The organism is Barnesiella sp., from assembly GCF_022723415.1.
Taxonomy (GTDB): Bacteria; Bacteroidota; Bacteroidia; order Bacteroidales; family Barnesiellaceae; genus Barnesiella; species Barnesiella intestinihominis.
In genome coordinates this window covers 31510-53217 of the sequence record NZ_JAIJHU010000006.1, presented here as the reverse complement: position 1 = coordinate 53217, position 21708 = coordinate 31510, and the positions used below count along the sequence as shown (strand labels likewise).

The following is a 21708-nucleotide window of genomic DNA, read 5'->3' as shown; positions in this document are numbered from 1 at the left end:
CGATATTGAAAGGGGGCAAATAAAATCATTGCCCCCTTTCAAATTATTAGAAGCTGTTTTAAATTTATTCCGAGACAGATTGAGACCTATGTTGAAGCAGATTGGAGTCCGAGATATGCAGTCAATAGTGGGCTATTGACAAAAATCAAGGGATTCAAGATGCGAGACAGGGGCGCAATATGGCCGGAACATACCTGCTTGCAATGATAATATTATTTCTCAATAAATTTAAAACAGCTTCTTAATAACACAGCCCTATTAAATAACGACAAAGAATATCTCCGCCGAAAGTTCCTACAATAAACACAATCCACAAATTACGCCCCCTTAAATTACAAGAAACCGAAATAGCTCGAAATATCCAATACAAAACCCAGATCGCAATCAAAAGACTCAAAGCCCCTATCCAAATAGCCGAAAAAAGAAACATTTTATCGGATAGCGCATCCTCTATGGCCTGTAACGACTGTATGGACATGAAATGCCGTACCGGTGGGAAAGCCATGCACAAAGCCAACAAAACAAAAGGCAGCTGGGAAAAAGCAACTGTTCCTAGAACGTCTATCGGACGAATATGGGAACGACTGCAAAACAGGCTCAATATATAAACCAATAACGAAGGTATCAACCAAATCACCAAATGCTCCACGACAAAACACCACCACTCACTATGAGGAGCTCCACCATAATGAAGCAATCCATGAAAATGCACATCTGCTCCATAAGCGATCGCTGTCGTTATAACTATGCCCAATATCCCCCACCCGGCAGCCTTATAACCGGCTACTTTATAAAAAGGATTCGATATAAATTTCCAACTATCTTTCATTTTCTTCCATGTTATTGAGTTTCTCTATTAAATCATCTAAATAATTGCGCACAGTAGGATAACTTACCCCCATCTTTTTCGCCATATCCTTCAAACTGCCGCTCGCTTTTACAAATTCAAGCATAAATCGTTGCTCTTCTTCATTCAAGCTGGTCAGAACCGGTAGTTCAAATTCTCCCGACACCTCTGTCGCACAACGACCGCAAATCATTTTAGATACTCTAAGCGGAGCATCGCATGCAGGACACCGCAAGGGCAATTTTTTTCTAGTCACGCTTGTCGTCATCGTTTCACAAATTTTTCAATCGTTATCAATAAATCCTCTTGAACGGGTAAATCGGGATTAGCATAAGTAGCTTGCTGAACTTGCATATCGACCGACTCACACGTTTTCAACACATGATTCATATCTTTCAAAATCTGGAATTGTGCTTTCGGTAAAGATTGTTCCAACAGCTTGGCATCCTCCTCCGACACCTGTACATCTTTATCGCCTTGTATAATCAATACCGGCTGCCTCAATTTTGCAATCACCTCTTGTGGATTATACCGATACCACGATATGAGATAAGGTTGAACAGATGGACGGAATAAAGCCATCAATCCCATAGGAATATTGGATACTTCCTTTCCAGCTTTCAGCGAATCGTTGATCGATTTTACCAGATGCCGGACCTCTGCCGGTTGCCCCGACAGTTGCTCTTCTATTATATCATAAGCCGGCCGACCGGCTCCTGCCAACGAAATAAAACCTTTTACCTTCGGATTATCGACACTCGCCAACATACCAATCAAAGAACCCTCACTATGCCCCAAAACAAATACATCGGAAAAACGACTATCCTCGCTCAACCGATCTATCCAGCCCTGAACATCTGTCACATAATCTTCGAACCTAAGGTCTCTCTCTTTTTTAGTAGCCGCAGAACTCGAAGCAATTCCCCTTTTATCGAAACGGAGAGTTGCAATACCTCGCTGCGCCAACCCCTCCGCCAACAATTTCAATGAATTATTCTTCATAGAAAATCCGCCGGAATTCGTATTTCCGTCCATATCGGTAGGCCCCGAACCGGCTATCAGCAAAACTATCGGTGGCTTTTCAGCATCCGGTAATCCTATTTTACCGTTAATTTTTCCCGTAGGTGTATCCAATGACACCGATTGTTCCTTCATAGCCCTCACAGTTACCGACAAAGACAAAATAGAGAATAAAATGATTAATCTTAATTGTTTCATATATATTTTCATTTACTTCTTATGACACAAAAATAATACAATCATGATAAAACGACAAACAAATTTCAATTTTATTTATTATATAATTAATTTTATTCATATCAAATAAAATAAAAGATAATAATACAATCATGATTTTTCCTTATTTTTGCAATAAATGTAAGAAACGAACAGTCTACCGGGAAAATCGAACATCACCGTTTTAACGATAGATTTTACATTTTCTACCACTAACTTAAAACAAATTTCTATGGATAAATCCAAAGTATTCTTTACCAATCTGCACACGACTCCTTCGAGCAATCTACTCGACAAGATGGAGCGTTTAATCAAACGAGCTGGAATCGAAAGTATCGATTTCAAAGACCAATTCGTAGCTATAAAAATACACTTCGGAGAACCGGGAAATTTAGCATATCTCCGTCCGAACTATGCAGCTCGACTGGCAACCCTACTCCGCTCTTGGGGAGCAAAACCCTTTCTTACCGACTGCAACACGCTCTACTCTGGCCGACGTGCCAACGCGGTAGACCATTTACAAAGCGCCATGGAAAATGGATATAACCCCATTTCAGCACAATGCCAAGTCATTATCGCCGACGGTTTGAAAGGAACGGAGTACCGTGAAATACCTTTAAACGGGGAGTACTGCAAGGCTCCGAAAATTGGATCGGCATTAGCCGATGCCGATATAGTTATCTCAATGACTCACTTCAAAGGTCATGAGCAAGCCGGATTCGGCGGTGCTTTAAAAAACTTAGGAATGGGAGGAGCGAGCGTAGGCGGTAAACTAGAATTGCACTGTAATTCTCAACCCAAAATCGAAACAGAGAACTGTAAAGGCTGTAACATCTGTGTCAAGCATTGCGCCCACGATGCCATACACTTGAACCAAAACCATAAAGCCGAAATAGATTATACCAAATGTGTCGGTTGCGGGCAATGTGTCGCTTTATGCCAACACGATGCAGCCGTAATGGGAGAATGCGATACGTCTGAACGTTTGAACTATAAAATAGCCGAATATACCCAAGCCATATTGAAGGACAAGCCTCATTTCCACATCAGTTTCATTATGAATGTTTCACCTGAATGCGACTGTTGGAATCACAACGATGCCGCCATTATCCCCGATTTGGGAATACTCGCATCATTCGACCCGGTCGCTTTGGACAAGGCTTGCGCCGATATGGTCATCGCAGCACCGGCAATCAATGGCAGTTGTCTGACTGAGAAACACCCGCACGAACATCTCGAAGGCGCCGATAAATTCCATCTGATGCACCCCGATACCAATTGGCAAGCCGGACTCGAACATGCACAAAAGATCGGATTAGGAGTTATGCAATACGAATTGATTACAGTATAAGACCGCTATTCCCCAAAGAGGAATCAATCACAGGGCACGGTAATGGGATTCGTTGGCATATTTCAATAGCTGCGAATCCCCTTTACTGTCGCCATATACGATCAAGTAATTATTTTCTAAATCGGGAATCTGTTCCAGCAGCCTCACAACCTTCTCCTGTCCATAACAATTTTTATTCGAAAAGAAACCGGTCAGACAACCTTCACCGTCCACTTCGATCTCGGTAGATAATATGTCCCGGATACCTAAATCGGAAGCAAAAGGTTTGATCCAATTATAAATACTTGCACTTACAATAAAAACCCTATTGCATTTCTGCAATTGTTCCCATATAGCAATCCTTGCACTTTGCCGAACAAGAGCCTTTCCTTCCTTTTGAAAAAATTCCTCGCACAACCGATTGAAATCCTCCAACCTCATTCCTTTGAAAAAATGAGAAAATATTTGTTGTTTCACCTTCCAATTCGGATAAAGCCCTAATTTATACGCCAAAAGTTGCGGAGCATACCTAAGAAAACCCGCATAGAACGAAACAGGCCCTCTCACAAATTTGATAAATTCCAAAAGTGTATCTTTGGTAGTAACCGTTCCATCAAAATCGAAAATAGCAATTCTCATATTCCTCAAAAATAAATCAGAACCCCGAAAGACAGAACCCAGCCCACAATACAAACATGGATAAACCGGTCGTGTATCAATATCTTTGTAGGACTGCCGCTATTCTTATCTACCACTGTCAACTGCAAATAACGTAAGATTCCAGCCAAAACCCATATCGTAGTCAGATAGAGATTAGAGGTCCCCATTCTTTCGATCACCTCCGGTGATACAGTATACATAATGTAACAAACGACCACGATAACCCCGACAAGAGTTATCGCCATATTGATAAACTCCAAATTATAACGGGCTATATTAAGCCTCATCTTGTCTCCGGTCCGCTCATAAATGAGTACATCGTCCCGCCTTTTGGCAAACGACAAAAACAGAGCCAACAGAAACGTCATCAAGATAATCCACGGCGAAATCCATATCCCCGTAACGACTCCACCCGCAAGAACCCTTAACACAAAGCCTATCGATATCACAAAAACATCGACCAACGCAATATGTTTCAACCAAAAACAATAGGCTATATTCAAAATAAAATAGATACCGACATTTATCAGCAACACATGCCGGACGGTTGAATCATAAACAAATGTCAAAGCGATTGCCAAGACCAACAACAGAGCCATTATACCATATCCGGCTCCCACCGATACTATACCCGAAGCGATAGGTCGCCGGCACTTAGTCGGATGCAAGCGATCGGATTCTCTATCGCAAATATCATTCAAACAATATATAGACCCAGCGACCAAACAGTAAATAACAAAAGCAATCAATGCGGAGCTCAAACAAGCCCCGTCACCCAACTTCCGGCTAAAAAATATCGGAAGAAAAATAAATACATTTTTAAGCCACTGTTGAGGCCGAGCGAGTGAAATTATATCTTTCACCATACTATTGGTATATTTTACACAACAAATATATAATATTATACAGAATAGTACAAAATATACACCTATCGTTTTCCCCAATACACAGCGACGATCGGAATAAATCTAATAAACAGACGATTTATTGCCCCATGTGTTTTTGCAATATGGGATATAAAAACTCGGCATAACGCATAAAAACAAGAAAAATATGTGTTTTCATATTCATATTTTACTATGTATAAATTTAGTAAATATCTCAAATATGATATGAAAACATAAGCCGAAATTCAAATGTGTCGGACAGGACATCGGGGAAATATTTATAATGTGATTTTCGCCGACACCAAGCTGTTTCGGCAGAGATACCCACCTTTGGACTAATAGCAAACGAACCACGTAGATTCATCATCTGCAAACGAGCGTCTCCGACAGCGCCTTGTGCATCGAGATAATGAGGATTCATATTTTCATAGTCCTTATGCTCATACCCCTTCCACGTGAAAATATGGTAATTCTCAAATCCCAAATAAATGCCGAACCGACGCTGCAAAGTAAACAAGCCGTTGAGGCGGATACTATATCCGCTTCCCATATTGTAATCACGGTCGTGAAATTGATAATAATCGCACAAAGCACCGCCAAGAGCCACTCCCGACACAAATCCGTTCAAGGCCAAAGTGTTATTTTCATGCAATTTCATACGATATAAAACACCGGGGCCATAGGATACAGTCTCGGAAATGCGAAACGGCACTTCGTTCGACTCATTATCCATTCTTCCGCTATTGTAATAGCTATAATTCTGGAATATACCGGCAAACAATTCATTCCCATTTTTATAATCATGTTCCCGGCCCCATATAGAAGCGCAAATATTTACGTCTCCGATAATGGGTTGATGGGCGAACATATTGAACAACATTCGAGCCGTAAAATGTTCGAACGGAACATTCCCTTCAATTTCGAACGGGTCATTATAAATCAACGAGAAATTCATACACCCGACATGTATACTTTTGTTCTTGCCTTCCCTAATGTTATCGAGCATACGATACCCGGCCTCAAATCGAAAATGAAACGGGATAGTCGCTTCTTTATCCACATACCGAGGACCTATACGCCACGCTTCCCCTGTCATCAAACGATTGACTGCCCGTACCGGATTTAAAAACGCGGCGACTAACTCATGGGATGCCCTCTCCCACCCCCTAGCCTGTCCGTTCAAGACCAACGAAGACAGACGATAGGTCGTTTCCCCTAAGGCCATTCCGCCAAAGGTTGTAGACATTATATCGTTGATCGAGGCCGGTTGTGTCTCCATAAACCATTCCCAAATAGAACTTCCCAAAAGAGCATAAGGTGCAGATTCCCAAAAATTCAATCCGTTGGAACGGGCACTGCTGTAATAAAGATTACCTTGATATGGGTGTGAAAAAAGATTAGTCTCGAACTTGTCGTTATCCCACAACAAGCCGGTCTTAAAATTGTTTTTTATCGATGACCATGAAATTTGAGCATAGTCCTCTTTAATAAGATATCGGGTAAGCACATGAAACAAAAGATCTTCCGCCACTACCTCTGCACCAGCCAACCACGGACGTTTTTTTGCCGGTGCAGCCACATTTAAATGCGTCGGGACATTGCTACCTAACTGGAACAAAGAATTGATTTCAGGTTCTCCTTTGCTCTCTACCACCAAAGTATCCATTTGTTCAACACCCGGCTCCGCTACCGAATCGGGCACAGTCACATTTGCGTTCAATGATAGCGCATCAGCACTAAGAATCGCCAATACGCAACAAAAATTTATACCTATTTTCACCTTCTTTTCTTTTATCGGCGACCAAGATAATCAATAAACTTGTAAGAGCATATCTGATGGGAGTTATCGGATAATGTTCCCGCACTTTGGAACAATATTTCGAGTTTACAAAAGGCTTCTCCTCTTCTTTCCACAAAAAGGGGAGACGAAATCGAATCTCGTCTCCCTTTTTCTTTCAATCGGAATTTTCTTATTCCGACCCACCATATTGTTTCTCTATCAATTTCTCGGCCTCGTTCTTTAACTTCTGAGCTTGTTTCTCTGCTTCTTCCACCAATTTCTTACCGGCTGCCTGAGCTGCGACTTTCGCCAAAGGATTCGATGCTTTGGAAATGAGCTTCTCGCTCTCTGATTTCGCCGTAGCGATCAATTTATTTCCCGCCTCTTCGGCCTGCTTACGAATAGCGGCTTTCTGAGCTTCTATATCTTCGGCATCCACTCCCAAAACTTCCGTCACGGCATTCTTAACAACCTCATCGGTATTCAACTTAATAGATGGCTTGGAGAACGTTCCTCCTATCGTCGCCGAAACATTACTTAAAGCCCCGGCCCCCGGAATATTGATTTTAGCTCGATAATCAATCGTCTGATCAAGGCCTGTAACACCAGAAAGATTCATTGTAATATTACCCAGCTTCATATCAAAAGGCGAAGTCTTTACTTTACCGTCCTTAATGGTAAAAGAGATTTTCAAATCTTTCGCTTCGATATTCTTCAATTTATCGTTTTTCAACAGCGTTGCCAACTGGCTGAATACTTCGATATTTTGTAATTGAATATCGTTGGATTGAATGACACCATCGGCTGTCAAAGAACTTAAATCGGGCGACATCTGACTATCCAGAGCAGATTTCAGGTCGACCTTAACGGAATATGTTCCACCGGTTTTAGCAAAAATGGGGACAATCTTCTGAATCATGTCCAATTGCTCGAACGTTTTTTCAAAGGAGGCTTTTTGTATATCGAGGTCAAAATTAACCATAGGACGAACAACGCTCTCGGCCGTACTATAAATACCATTCGCCACCATTGCTCCACCGAATGCGTTCAAACTCAACGGAGTCATTCGTACAGCACCGTCAGCAACGATAAGTTTACCCGTCACATTATCGAGTTCCATCTTCTGGAAAAGGATTTTCTTGAAGTCGGCACTTAAAGTCATATCGATATTCTTAGGAACTTCTATCACAGAAAGAGTCGTTGTATCGGCTTCGACGGTCTCTTCTCCCGAAGTTTCCGAGTCACCCATCAATTCGTTCAAGTCAAGTAGCGACGAAGTCACCGTCAAAGAGCCTTTTATAGTCTCATTTTTCAAAACGTACGCCAGATAATTGGATAAAGAACCATGGGCTTGAATATCGCTCTTTCCGACCTTAACATCGAGCTGAGACAACGACATGGCTTTGGCCGAAACCGAAGCCTGCGCCTTTTTCACTGCGACGGCAGGCAAACCTTTCATCGTTAAATCCATGTCGGCGACAGTTAGTGTTCCCTCCCCTCTTATATTCTGATAATTTTCTTTTTCAATATCGGACATACGGCCTGCAAATTGCAAATCGGCGGTAACGATACCACTCAGGGTTATAGAATCGCCCAAAGGATAAATATCCTTGATTTTCCCCAAATGAACCGTACCGTCGGCAGTAGCCTTGAAATTCAAATCCGATATAGGTGTAGAGGCATACAGTGCGGCCTTGAAAGGATTGCCTGCCATAGAGAGACGAAATTCCGATAAATCGATAATTGTTTTATCCAGACTTCCGCCCGGATTGCTCACCGAAGCACCTATATTGATTCCATCGACCGAAGCCGGCATTCCTTCATAGTTAAGTGTAGCATCTTTCACACCGAGCGTTAGCCCGAATTGGGGCATATTCTCACCGGCCATTCGCCCTTTTGCAAAAGCCGTAAGCGACATATTGCCTGTCGTGCGCAATTTATCGAAATTATTCTGATATATAGCCGGTATCAAAGAAAGTATCTCTTTAAAGTTTATCTCAGAAGTGTTTATCTTTAAGTCCATATCCATAGCCCCATCGTCGAGGAGCGCTACCCAACCATCGAGATTCAGGACAATGGCATTCAAGCTCAACGTGTTTTCTTTCAAAATAAATTTATTATTCTTCAAGTCGGCCGATACCGTTAACTTCGCTCCGGCCTCAGCCTGTTTCAAATAAGAGATACCGCCCATCGCGAAGTAAATATCTTTACAGGACAATTTACTGTCTATATCGGTCATATCGGCACTCATATCGCCCGATAGCTTCAAATTCAGTTTATCGGTATAGAATTGCATATTCGTGGAATCGTCCACATAAACGATCGTAGCATCGACTATCTTAAAATTTTTCAATTTCAGACGGAAAGAAGATTCGCCCTCTACTTCGACCGTTTTTTCTTCTTCCACATCGACCGTGTCCGGTTTCATAATATCCCAATTCACCCGTCCATCGGCCAACTTCACCGCTTTTATCGACGGCTTGTCCAAAACGACGTAATTCACATCGAAACCTTTGTCACTAAACAGGCTCATCACATTTACAGCCACATCGATGGATTCAGCAGAAACCAACGTGTCGTTTTCAAAATCATCTATACCCGAAAGTGTCAAACCATTCAATTCGATAGACGCACTCGGGAAATGAGAAAAGAGACTGATATCGAGCGATTCAAAATCGAGCTTGGCATTCAACATCTCATTGGCCTCTTTTTTCACAATAGTTATCACTTTGTCTTTAAACACAAATGGCAAGACAAGCATGAATACCAAGATAACCGCCACGGTTACTCCGGTAATCTTCAATCCTTTTTTCAGACCTTTGTTCATCATAGTTATTATTTATTTGTTGTTCTGTTGTTTTTTCTCCCTCAACTCTTCTGCAATAGCCCAATGACGAGCGGCCATATCGGGCATTTCCAGCTTGATAAAAGTATCTCCGAGTCGATCGTGCGCCGTAGCATGTAACGGTTTTTGTTTAACGGCTTTTGCAAAATCGGATAATGCCGTTTCATAATCGCCTTGTTTATAGCGTAATTTACCCCGATTATATAGAGCTTTAAAACTCAACGGGCTCAACCTTACAGCTTCATTGTAACACGCCATAGCTCCATGTTCATCGCCTTGATCTTCGAGCGTAATTCCTTTCCTTACCCATGCATCGATCAACGTAGGATCGAGAGACAACGCTTTGTCAAAATTGGCCAAAGCCGCCCGCACATCCTTTGCCTTAGTTATACACTCGTTCCCTAATAGGTAATATTCATGTGCATATTTACGCAATACGGTATTCCTATCGGACAACGCCTGTTGAAGTTCCCGATTTTTAACACGCAACTGATTGATAACGTTCAATTTTTTACGAATATACCTCTGAATTACGGGTTTCTCAATATCATATCTCGTATGGATAGCCTTGAAAAAACTTTGTAACATCTTGTCAAAATCGCCTTCGTCGAAAGCATTTACAGCCTCGACATACAGACGATCGGCTTGTGCGAGCTTCAATGACTGTTCTATCAAAACAGAATCGTTGAAACCTTTGCTGAACCGTACGATATCGGGATTTACGAATATATCCCGATGCGTGATCTGCCGTTTCAACACAATACCTTCCAAAGATCGGCATCGACTCAAAGCCACATACGTCTGTCCCCCGGCAAAAGCCCCTCCCGTAAAATCGACAATCACACGATTAAACGTCAATCCCTGACTCTTATGCACGGTAATAGCCCAAGCCAAACGAATGGGAAATTGTAAAAAAGTGCCCAATACACTTTCCTCGATAGTCTTTTCTTTTTCATTGTAGGTATATTTGATATTCTCCCAAACACAACGCTCCAACTCATACATCTCACCCGATTCAAGCACCACCTCGATTTTCTCATCGGGCGTTATGTCCGAAATCATTCCTATCGTCCCGTTCACCCACCTGCGTTCCGGGTCATTCTTTATAAAAATCACTTGGGCCCCGATCTTTACAACCAGTTCCAACGAAGTAGGCAAACTCCCCTCAGGGAAATCACCTTTTATCGTCCCCGTAAATGTATATTCTTTCCCCGGCAATCCAGATAGTCGGTTTTCATTGATATAGTCCACCTGATCCCTACGAGTCGCCAATGTAATCGAAAAATTATCCTTCTCAGGTTCATATTGCGGGAGATAACGGCTATTCAACAAATCGAGTTCTTCTCTCGTCGCAGTATTGTTTCTTATTTTATCCAATACTTCTACGAAACGCTCATCTTGCTGGCGATACACTTTTTGCAACTCGATAGGGACCAACGACATTTCTCTAAAAACCCGTGCCGAAAAAAAATAGAAATTAGAATAAAACCGGCTAAGAATATCTCGCATATCGGAAGTCACAACCGGTTCCAATTGATATACATCGCCTACCAACAATAACTGCTTGCCACCGAAAGGAAACCTCATATTACCCGAATAAACCCGTAACACACGATCGATAAAATCAATCATATCGGCCCGTACCATCGATATTTCATCGATAATAATCAATTCCACTTCACGCAGCAACTGTCGCTGCTTCTTATTGTATTTTAATAATTCATATATTCTTCCTCCCGCCAAACTCAAATCGGGATCGTCGGGCAACATGGGCCGAAACGGCATCTTAAAAAAAGAATGAATCGTACTACCACCCACATTAATCGCCGACACTCCTGTCGGGGCCAGAACTACATATTTCTTTTTGGTATGCTCGCACACATATTTCAAAAAAGTAGATTTGCCCGTACCCGCTTTCCCTGTCAAAAAAACTGACTGAGATGTATATTGAATCAAGCTCAAAGCGTCTTGAAATTCTTTATTCCCTGTATCTATCACAAAATTTTCTTCCATCTTGTCATGGAATTTTTCCATATCTTTTCAAAGATATACATTTCTTTTCATAAAAAACAAAAGAGCAACTTAGATTTTAAGTCGCTCTTTCAAAATATATTTCCGTTCTGTCTTAGAACTTTACACCCAAAGTTAAAACAAAAGAATTATTATGGTCCGTCAACGAAGATATCTGAGGCGAAATGGCCAACGACGGCTCTGTCTGATCTGGATTATAAGGATTATCCACAGCAGCCGGCAACGGAGAGAACGGAAAAAGCTCGCTACGACGGTAGCGATGCATATAAGCCATATCTACATAAACATTCGAAAAGCGGTATCCCAAACCTACTGTAAAATAATTGGTCTCTCTATCTAAGGTAAACATCGTAAGCGTTCCGGCCGTAGGAATTTCGCGTCCCGACCTGTATTCCGATTTCACAGGGGAAGTCTGATAAGCATATCCTAAACGAGCACTGATTTGGGGTGTAATACGAAATTCGCCTCCGATTTTAAATGTATGCATAGGAGAAACCATCTCCGTAATTTCCTGATTAGTTTTATAAAAAGCATCGACCGAATAGGGATCGTCGAACGACATATTATTACTAGATGTATACTCGTAATCAAAACTTAAAATTCCACTTTGTCCAAAAACATAAGCAGCACTGGCTATCATACGCCACGGAGATTGAAATTCATAATCATAACTTCCACTCGGCGTTTCGGCTAAATCGTCATAACGTGTCCCCGATTCATTAAAATCATATTTCACCGATGCCACATACGAATCGGTCATTTTATAATAATTAGGAGTATGGAAAGCAAAGCCCAAACGGAAATTATCGGTGGCTCTCATAATGACACCCAAATTGACTTTTATCCCCGATCCGTTCGTATGTAATGCATTTCTCATCAAGTACCAGCCGTCCACACTCGGGCTACCCGATGAGATATATCCCCCCGTAAAATTTTCACCATATCCGCTTTGAATATCATAAGAAAAGTCGGTAACGGCAATTCCTAACCCCCAATAAAATACGTTATAGATATTTCCCCCGACATTAAAGTTGTATTCATCGATCGAACCTTTCTCTCGAACATAGAGATCTCCCGTTGTATTCGTACCGTTTCCTACTATACTATTCCATGTATTTCCTGTCGTACTTTTTGGATTTATCAAATAGGACTGATATCCCAATACATTCAACCACGGATTATTGTTATACGGATCATAGCTACTCCCACTATTGTCTGGATAAGCTAAATCCGCAACAGAATAACCTTCGGATAAATGGGCAATATACCCCGAAAGCGAACTGGCTCCGGTTATCCCCGAATAGCCGGCTTTATAGGAGCGGTCAAACGATTTTTGCTTATTATAAGCAAAACCGAAATTCAAATTTTTCAAGGCTTCCTGATTAAAACGGACAGTCCATACAAAGCCAAAATTATTACATGAAACATTAAACTTGCTATCGGACATTCTATTTCCAGCCGTATTCACCGAACTTACTTGATTGGAAAGGTCTATCGTTGCAGCTATATCGGAATTGCGATAAACTCCTATACCTGCCGGATTCTGGCTCAATGTCGTAATATCCCCTCCTAATGCGCCAAAAGCGCCCGCCATACCCATATAACGAGCCGTTCCCCGTATGTCTTGTTGAGAATATTTCAAAGCATCAACAACTCCCTGACTGAAAAGCATTGAGCTGCTACATAGAGCAGCTAATGCCAAACCATATCTTACATTCTTCATATGTCTCATTTTGAAAATTCAACCCTATTTATCTGCGTCCACCACGTCCGCTACTGCTACTTCCCCGGGAAGACGTTCCACTTCCTCTCGACGAAGAAGAGTGAGACGGAGCAGAATAACTACCGGAGGAACGACGACTCGACGAAGAACTATTCGAGTAACCCGAATTTCGATTGGAAGAAGGTGTACTGCGATTATACGAGGAACTACCTCGTCCACCATTTCCTATACTATTATAATTTCTTCTCGAAGAGTTTGTATTATTATTGATGGTCGTCTGTCTTCTACTTTGACTACTCGATGGGTTAGAAACCGTTCCTGAAAATGAGGAATTCCCCCTTCTGGAAGAATTTGCCTCCCCGAAACTATACCCCCGGTTGCCATTCGAATTGGAACTATTGCTTATTACAGTGCCTCGATTTGTACGTACTCCATTTACCGATTGTGAACCGTGTCCGCCCGATGTAGAAGTTACATTTCCAACCGTACGACGACCGGTCGTATTTCCCGAAGTCCCTGTGCCGACAGTCGCACGCCGCCTGCTCGATGCAGCAGAGTTCCCGGAAGATATCGCACTACCGCCATAGCGGTTAGGAGTGCGGCCGTTGGGAGTGTACTGAGGACGATACGGTCTGTTCCAACCATAGTAAGGACGATCGTAATAATGATGATGGTGATGGTGGTAGAAAGGAGGACGATACCATGAATTCCAGCCCCAATAACCACCCCAACTGTAAAAAGGATCATATCCGAACGAGAATCCCCACGGACCCAAACTCCAACGCCAAGACCAGCTGGTATAAGAATATGGCGCCCATGTATAATTCCAATACCACGGATTTGTCCATGTCGGGGTTACCCACGCATAATTATCCGAGATATAAACGTTCCAATCGTTATTATCCAAAAAATAAATATCGGAATAGAATGGGTCGCTTACCGAAACGACAAACTTTGGATTGTGGAAACGGCGAATGCGCAAAGCGTATTCATAATCCGAGTCGGAGCCGTTAAAACCATTCAAATAATATCCGTCGTCGCCATTTTCATCGACCACATTGTATTCTACATAATCTTCTTTCTGATTGGCCGCAATATCTTCAAGCGTCATATCGGAAGATTCTCCACGACGATTATATTCATCGACATCTCGAAAGTGATTATCCGACGTTGCCATCAATGTTTTTTTAACCGCAGCTTTCTCTTGAAGTTCTTTCTGGGCCTCTTTTTCTTTCTTTTCTACAACAGGATTTTTATCGTTCGGATTATAATAAATATCATCTTCGACTATATACGAGTCTGCCCCGGCAAAACCCGTCACCAACATCGACAATATAATCAACAGGGCAAATTTTTTTGTTTTCATAATCATCTCTCCTTAATCTTAAATTACTCTATTGAAATTATATCTATTAGACTCTCTTTTGCAAGAATAGTTTAATGACCTTTATTAAAAAGAGTCTAAAAACAGACTAAATGCTGCATCCCACTCCTATAATTTTTACAAATATACTCTTTTCCACTTTATAAAGAGCCTTCACAAAAGGTTTTAACTCCCTTAAACAAAAAGCGCCCCCTTATGGAGAGCGCTTTGAAACCTACCGAATAATTCCTTTTTCCCCTACTGTTCCACGGGTCTCAAAGAATAACCGAAGAAAATAAGAGAAAATCCCCAATAAATAAAGGCAGCCGCACACAAAAAAATAATAGAAAACGCAGCCGTAAAAGGTGAAGCGAAGAATAACAATCCAAGTATCAACAATAACAACCCGTTAACCAAATACAACCACCAATATCTATGGGTAGAAACCATATTCAATGCAGAAAACAAATTCGCAATCCCTTTATACACAAAAATAAAGGCAAAAAAGAAAGGAAGCACAGCCTCGCTGAAAGATAAATTCCCGACTAATATAAACCCGATAAGTATATCGATAATTCCACCGGCAAGCCACCAGCCCCATCCTCGAACTTTTTGTTTAACATTGCCCGATACAATGAGCTGAACAATTCCAAAAAGAATCAAAAGCCACCCCAACAACAGAGATAACACCTCGTATCCCAATGCCGGTTGAAACCATAGCCACAGTCCGCAAGGGATCATCAATATACCCGTAATAATCAAAGCCCACCAATATTTGGTCTTTCCCCAAAAATGCATTGTTGCAATATCCATAATTATTTATTTTAAATGATACAATCTTTGCTATACAACACATGGGACACCGTAATTGTTTCAGTGACTACATCTTCAAATAAAAATCACGAGTAAGCATTATATATTCAAGAGTGTATCCCTCCCCTCTTTTCTCTATGGAAAAAGCATTTTCTTCCAATGGTCTACGAGCTCTACTCCACTCCGACAACAATCGTTTAGGAGCTTTACCCAAAATACCCGAAACATAAGTAAACCGCACCGGATAGAATCCATACAACGAAGCAATAAAAATAAGATGTTCTTGTAAATCGGCCGGAGATACCAAAGATAACTTCCCATCGGGCAACAATAAATAGGACGCACCCTCGAATAAAACTTCATAATCAAGAGTTCCCGTATGTCGAGCCCGTTCTCTCTTGCCATCGGGAGGGAGCAAAGAATCTATGAAATAAGGAGGATTAGATAAAATATGATGATACACCGGCTTTGTAGTTTTATCGTAAAACCTACAAAAATCCATACAATATACCGTTATCCTATCCTTCCACGGAGAAAGAGAGACATTGAATGCCGCCTCACTGGCCGCACCGAAGTCCAATTCTACGGCATCGATTCGAGCCAATGAACGTTGAGCCGCCATAATCGCTATCAATCCTGTTCCTGTACCGATATCCAAAATGCGATTCGATTTTTCCACTCTGCTCCAAGCGCCCAATAATACGCCATCGGTACTGACTCTCATTGCCGAACGCTCCTGATGTATCGTAAACTGTTTAAACTTAAAAAAAGAATTTGCCATACCATCACTCATTTGCCCTGCAAAATAAACAAAAAAACATAATAATTTCGACAATGCCATGCTATTTGCTTAACTTTGGCACGCGACTTGTACAATAGAGTAAAACGATAGGTAAAAATAGGTTTAATGAAAAAACGACAAACCTAAACCTGTCAAAATGTCAATATTTAATCATACACCTAAGAACAATTATATGATCTGCGAAAACGACGAAAATACACCATCGATTATGCCTCTGTTTACAGAAATATCAGGACAAAACGATTCGGAATGTAAGACTTTAAATACAAAAGGATTGCCCATTCTTGCATTACGCAATATGGTATTATTCCCGGGAGTGGCTATCCCTGTCAACGTAGGAAGAACCAAATCTTTACAGTTGATCAAAGATGCCCAAAACAGTCACACCCCTATCGGTGTGGTTTGTCAGCGAGATGCCGCCGTAGAGGATCCGGGAAAAGACGATTTATACGAAGTAGGAGTTATCGGTGAAATCATCAAGATTCTGGAAATGCCCGACGAGAGTACGACTGTCATATTGCAAGGGAAAATGAAACGGTTTAGAATCGACGAAATTACCGAAACGTTCCCTTATATGAGAGCCAATGTATCGCTGGAAAATGAAATTTTACCCGATGCCAACGACAAGGAATTCGAGGCTTTGGTTTCCGCCTTGAAAGACTTGACTTTCGAACTGTTGAAAAATATCGGAGAACAAGCCAAAGAATTGGTATTTGCTATTCGGAACATAGATAGTGCGCATTATTTGGTCAATTTCTTAGGTGCGAATATTCCGTTATCTGCAACCCAAAAGCAAGAATTGCTCACCATCAGCAATATCAAAGAACGTTTGTTCAAGCTCTATGAAATGCTGACGCAAGAGGCTCAACTCTTACAAATCAAAGCCGACATACAGTCCAAAACACGCGAAGACTTGAATCAGCAACAAAGAGAGCACTTCCTGCAACAACAGATACGCACCATACAGGAAGAATTGGGTGGGAACATGCAAGACCAAGATATTCAGGAATTGCGTGAACGAGCCGAAAAAAAGAAATGGGACAGTAAAACTGCCGAGATTTTCGAAAAAGAAATGAGAAAACTCGAAAGGCTACACCCTCAATCGCCCGACTTCTCTGTACAATATACCTATTTGGACACGTTGTTAGAGCTTCCGTGGAACGAATATACCCAAGATAATTTCAACCTCAACCATGTCCAGAAACAATTAGACAAAGATCACTACGGATTGGATAAAGTCAAAGAACGTATCATCGAACATTTGGCTGTGCTGAAATTAAGAGGTGATATGAAATCACCCATCATCTGTCTGTATGGTCCTCCGGGCGTAGGAAAAACTTCGTTGGGAAAATCTGTCGCAGAAGCGTTGAACAGAAAATATATCCGTATCTCATTAGGCGGCCTACATGACGAAGCCGAAATAAGAGGACATCGCCGTACCTACATAGGAGCAATGCCGGGACGCATCATACAAGGGCTCATCAAAGCAAAAAGCTCGAACCCCGTTTTCGTATTGGACGAGATAGACAAAATAGGAAACGATTTCAAAGGCGATCCGGCTTCGGCCTTACTCGAAGTATTGGATCCAGAACAGAATAATGCGTTTCACGACAACTATATCGACATCGATTACGATTTGTCGAAAATTTTGTTCATCGCTACTGCCAACAATTTGAATACCATATCTCAACCTCTGCTCGACCGCATGGAACTAATCGACATCAGTGGATATATTATCGAAGAGAAAGTAGAGATTGGACGTCGGCATCTAGTACCGAAACAACTCGAAAATCACGGATTAAAGGAAGGTGATGTCGTTATTCCCAAAAAAGTAATGGCTGCAATAGTCGACCAATATACCCGCGAATCGGGCGTTCGGGAACTCGATAAAAAAATAGCCCGCATCATGCGAAAAGTCGCTCGACTGAAAGCCTCCGGTAAAGAATATAACCCCACCCTTTCTATCGACGATCTACACGAATATTTGGGCGCTCAGGAATACAACCGGGACAAATATGAGAACAACGACTATGCCGGTGTCGTAACGGGACTGGCTTGGACAGCAGTCGGAGGCGAGATTCTGTTTGTCGAGTCGAGCCTGAGCAAGTCGAAAGGAGAAAAGCTCACCTTGACCGGGAACTTGGGCGATGTAATGAAAGAGTCGGCGGTAATTGCCTTGCAATATATCAAATCGCATGCTTCGCTATTGGGTATCGATGAAGACATCTTCGATAAATGGGCCGTACATATCCATGTGCCGGAGGGTGCTATACCCAAAGACGGTCCCTCGGCCGGTATTACGATGGTAACTTCGCTGGCCTCGACTTTTACCCAACGAAAAGTGAAAGACCATTTAGCTATGACGGGTGAAATCACGTTACGGGGAAAAGTCCTTCCCGTAGGCGGTATCAAAGAAAAAATCCTCGCGGCCAAACGTGCAGGAATACGAGAGATCATACTCTCCGAAGAAAACCGAAAAGATATAGAGGAAATCAAAGAGTCCTATTTGAAAGGACTCACATTCCACTATGTAAAAAATATTACCGATGTCCTGAAAATAGCATTGACCGATGAAAAAGTAAAAAATGCCATTGACATTAAATAAAAGAGATTATGAGAGAGTGGAAAGTGACCAACGGATACAAAGTAAAAGCTGACGAGCTATCGTGGGAAGAGTTGAAAAACACAACAGAAAACGTCATCGAAGAGAAACGCAAGTCTCATCGCATTGTCGTGCTCGACGGATACGGTTTGAATCCCGGAGATTTGTCGTGGGAGGGTATCGAAAGAATGGGTGAATTCACCGTTTATGACCGTACCTCTGTTGACGAAATCGTATCGCGGGCTGCTTTGGCCGACATCGTTCTCACAAACAAGACTCCATTGAGCGCAACCACATTGGAGCAACTACCTCATTTACGCTACATCGGCGTATTAGCCACCGGGTATAATATCGTCGATGTAGAAGCGGCAAAGAATAGAGGTATCGCCGTTACCAATATACCGGCTTACAGCAGCGAGTCGGTCGCTCAAATGGTATTTGCTCATCTGCTCAACATAGCCAGCGACGTTGCCGCCCATTCACAATGTGTGAAATCGGGAGAATGGGCGGACTGTAAAGATTTCACTTTTCAGAAAAGTCCCATATTCGAAATTGCAGGAAAAAATATCGGTATCATTGGGTTCGGTAATATAGGCAGCACAGTCGCAAGAATCGCTCATGCTTTCGGAATGAATGTTTTAGCCCAAACATCGAAAAAGAAAGACCAACTGCCCGACTATGTCACTCCCGTAACATTGGAGACCTTACTAGCCGAAAGCGATGTAATCACCCTGCATTGCCCCTTGACCGACACGACTCGTAATCTGATAAACGCCCGAACCATCGGGCTTATGAAGCCATCGGCCATTGTCATCAATACAGGACGGGGGCCTCTCGTTAACGAGCAGGATTTGGCCGACGCTTTGAACGAAGGTCGAATTAAAGCGGCCGGGGTAGATGTCCTATCGCAAGAACCTCCTCGAAAAGACAATCCGCTTATACATGCCCGTAATTGTTTCATCACTCCCCACATCGCATGGGCCACTTTCGAAGCTCGGGAAAGATTGATGAAGATTGCAACCGACAATATCCGGCAATATTTGGAAGGACACACGGTAAATCAAGTGAATATCTAAAATTACTAAATTAATCTACAACTATACCGAAAGGTCGTAAAAGCCCGATTACTCCCGCCAGAGAGAATCGGGCTTTTCTCAATGAATTATGACGGGGATCTATTTCATATCCGATCGCAGTAGAGAAATCGGCTTGTTCTAAATTCGTATGAAAAAATACGGTTCTATTTAATACGGCACAATCGAAATTAGCCTCCGCAAGATTACATTCGGTAAAATCCGCTTCTTCCAAATTGCAATCGATAAAGTTACATGACTTCAACTTCATACCGATAAACGAAGAAAACTGCAACAGACATTTCTCAAAATCAAACGAAGAGAGCAATCCCTTACACCCGGTAAAATCGACCCCCAACATCTTACACCCCACGAATCTCACATCTTGAAAAGAAACTCCGTAAATTTTACATAAACTAAAATCACAACGAATAAACTCACACCGAGAAAATAATACGTTTGTCAGTTTTGCCTGTGCAAAACTGCATTCTTCGAATGTACACCCGTAAAACTCTCTATCCGATTCAATATCCGAAAAATCTACGCCTTTATATTTCAAGTCCTCTTTCATTTTTACCTCTAATTTATTACTTTTCGCTTTTATGCAAAGATAAAAGGATTCTTCGTCTCGAAAATAAAATTCAAGAAAATTTCGGGTCAATGTATTTCCCATTACAAAAGAATATATAAATTTGTAAGGTATAATTTCAGCAGACCTGATACCTATGAAATATATCGCCCTACCGGATAAGGCCGTACGCCGTCTGTCTTTCTATTTGGCTATGGAGGAATACATAGCCCATAATCGGCCCGGTGAAGATTGCTTTTTCATGTGGCAGGTCAATCCCACGGTCATTTTCGGAAGAAACCAATTGATGGAAAACGAAATCAATTTCGACTATGTCCGCTCTCACGGAATAGAATATTACCGTCGTAAATCGGGAGGAGGTTGTGTCTATGCCGATTTCAGCAACATCATGTTCTCGTATATTACCGACGATTTCAATGTCAGTTTCACATTCGACCGTTACCTGCAATTAATCGCACACACACTCAACAAACTGGGGGTAAAAGCTGTCGCCTCAGGGAGAAACGATATTACCGTCGATGGTAAAAAAGTATCGGGAAACGCGTTCTATCGCACGTCGGGCAGAAGTATCGTCCACGGTACTATGCTCTTCGATACCAACCTCGAAGATTTGGTTCTATCCATTACCCCCAACAACGAGAAACTCATTACTAAGGGAATCGAATCCGTCAGAAAAAGAGTAACCAACCTTAAAGAATATCTCGACATCGACATCGAAGAATTCAAGAGATTCATACGCTCGTCACTTTGTGATCACGAAGAATGTCTGACTCAAAAAGATATCGTTCACATTGAAAAAATAGAAACGGAATACCTCCGGGACGAATGGATATTGGGAAACAATCCCCGCTACACATGGATACGGAAAGGTTACGTCCCTGCCGGCGAAATAGAAATACGATTGGAAATCAAAAACGGAATCATCAAATCGATGAATTTAGTAGGAGATTATTTTCTCGTCGGAGAAATCGACGAATTTTTGAACAAATTTCAAAACGTTCCTTTCACACCTCAGTCTGTCAACCGCATTCTCGATGACAATCCCATCGAGAATTATATACGCCAACTGAGCAGAAAAAGTTTCATCGATATATTATTCAATAACAATTAAAAAATTCTATAACAAA

General features: G+C 41.8%; 17 protein-coding genes. 4 read left to right on the top strand and 13 right to left on the bottom strand.

Going from position 1 to position 21708, the window contains the following annotated elements; genetic code table 11:
• Positions 1-241: 241 nt before the first annotated feature.
• From QVD32_RS02400 to QVD32_RS02390, 3 genes are read right to left on the bottom strand one after another with little or no spacing between them, the layout of a single operon-like run.
• Positions 242-829 carry a hypothetical protein gene (locus tag QVD32_RS02400; RefSeq protein ID WP_021891214.1) on the bottom strand — a complete coding sequence of 196 codons (588 nt, stop codon included), beginning with the start codon at positions 827-829 and terminating at the stop codon, positions 242-244.
• Positions 819-1115, bottom strand: a complete 297-nt coding sequence (locus QVD32_RS02395) for a DUF2089 family protein (protein WP_021891213.1) — start codon at positions 1113-1115, stop codon at positions 819-821. Before QVD32_RS02395 ends, QVD32_RS02400 begins: the two co-directional genes overlap by 11 nt.
• Entirely contained in the window at positions 1112-2065 is a 954-nt protein-coding gene (locus tag QVD32_RS02390) for an alpha/beta hydrolase (protein ID WP_021891212.1), read from the bottom strand. The genes QVD32_RS02395 and QVD32_RS02390 overlap by 4 nt, the downstream gene beginning before the upstream one ends.
• A gap of 250 nt (positions 2066-2315) precedes the next feature.
• Between QVD32_RS02390 and QVD32_RS02385 the strand changes: the two genes are divergently transcribed.
• Positions 2316-3434 carry a DUF362 domain-containing protein gene (locus QVD32_RS02385; protein WP_008861938.1) on the top strand — a complete coding sequence of 373 codons (1119 nt, stop codon included), beginning with the start codon at positions 2316-2318 and terminating at the stop codon, positions 3432-3434.
• A gap of 27 nt (positions 3435-3461) precedes the next feature.
• Here the strand turns inward: QVD32_RS02385 and QVD32_RS02380 are convergent, their stop codons facing one another.
• The 9 genes from QVD32_RS02380 to QVD32_RS02340 form a co-directional block, all read right to left on the bottom strand.
• Complete coding sequence (locus tag QVD32_RS02380) at positions 3462-4052, bottom strand: HAD family hydrolase (RefSeq protein WP_021891211.1); 591 nt, start codon at positions 4050-4052, stop codon at positions 3462-3464.
• A gap of 5 nt (positions 4053-4057) precedes the next feature.
• A complete protein-coding gene (locus QVD32_RS02375) occupies positions 4058-4939 on the bottom strand; it encodes a decaprenyl-phosphate phosphoribosyltransferase (RefSeq protein ID WP_021891210.1) in 882 nt (293 codons plus the stop codon).
• A gap of 235 nt (positions 4940-5174) precedes the next feature.
• A complete protein-coding gene (locus tag QVD32_RS02370) occupies positions 5175-6740 on the bottom strand; it encodes a DUF3943 domain-containing protein (RefSeq protein WP_021891209.1) in 1566 nt (521 codons plus the stop codon).
• Positions 6741-6930: 190 nt separating this feature from the next.
• Positions 6931-9570, bottom strand: coding sequence for an AsmA family protein (locus tag QVD32_RS02365; RefSeq protein ID WP_252206186.1), 2640 nt, complete (start codon positions 9568-9570; stop codon positions 6931-6933).
• Positions 9571-9579: 9 nt separating this feature from the next.
• Positions 9580-11619 carry a tetratricopeptide repeat protein gene (locus QVD32_RS02360; RefSeq protein WP_021891207.1) on the bottom strand — a complete coding sequence of 680 codons (2040 nt, stop codon included), beginning with the start codon at positions 11617-11619 and terminating at the stop codon, positions 9580-9582.
• A 91-nt stretch (positions 11620-11710) separates the two neighbouring features.
• Complete coding sequence (locus tag QVD32_RS02355; protein ID WP_021891206.1) at positions 11711-13339, bottom strand: OmpP1/FadL family transporter; 1629 nt, start codon at positions 13337-13339, stop codon at positions 11711-11713.
• A gap of 28 nt (positions 13340-13367) precedes the next feature.
• Positions 13368-14705 (bottom strand): hypothetical protein, encoded by a 1338-nt coding sequence (locus tag QVD32_RS02350; RefSeq protein ID WP_021891205.1) that lies wholly within the window; start codon positions 14703-14705, stop codon positions 13368-13370.
• A gap of 255 nt (positions 14706-14960) precedes the next feature.
• On the bottom strand, positions 14961-15515 hold the full coding sequence (locus QVD32_RS02345) for an HdeD family acid-resistance protein (protein WP_008861930.1): 555 nt from the start codon (positions 15513-15515) through the stop codon (positions 14961-14963).
• Between the two features lie 67 nt (positions 15516-15582).
• A complete protein-coding gene (locus tag QVD32_RS02340) occupies positions 15583-16296 on the bottom strand; it encodes a tRNA1(Val) (adenine(37)-N6)-methyltransferase (protein ID WP_215664655.1) in 714 nt (237 codons plus the stop codon).
• 193 nt (positions 16297-16489) lie between these two features.
• On the opposite strand from QVD32_RS02340, the gene lon reads away from it, so the two are divergent.
• Positions 16490-18922 carry an endopeptidase La gene (lon, locus tag QVD32_RS02335; RefSeq protein ID WP_371417637.1) on the top strand — a complete coding sequence of 811 codons (2433 nt, stop codon included), beginning with the start codon at positions 16490-16492 and terminating at the stop codon, positions 18920-18922.
• Positions 18923-18930: 8 nt separating this feature from the next.
• Entirely contained in the window at positions 18931-19995 is a 1065-nt protein-coding gene (locus QVD32_RS02330) for a D-2-hydroxyacid dehydrogenase (RefSeq protein ID WP_021891203.1), read from the top strand.
• 10 nt (positions 19996-20005) lie between these two features.
• Here QVD32_RS02330 and QVD32_RS02325 read toward each other — a convergent pair whose 3' ends face one another.
• Positions 20006-20563: a pentapeptide repeat-containing protein gene (locus QVD32_RS02325; RefSeq protein ID WP_021891202.1), complete on the bottom strand. Its 558-nt coding sequence runs from the start codon at positions 20561-20563 to the stop codon at positions 20006-20008.
• Positions 20564-20717: 154 nt separating this feature from the next.
• On the opposite strand from QVD32_RS02325, the gene lplA reads away from it, so the two are divergent.
• Positions 20718-21692, top strand: a complete 975-nt coding sequence (lplA, locus tag QVD32_RS02320; RefSeq protein ID WP_021891201.1) for a lipoate--protein ligase — start codon at positions 20718-20720, stop codon at positions 21690-21692.
• Positions 21693-21708: the final 16 nt, after the last annotated feature.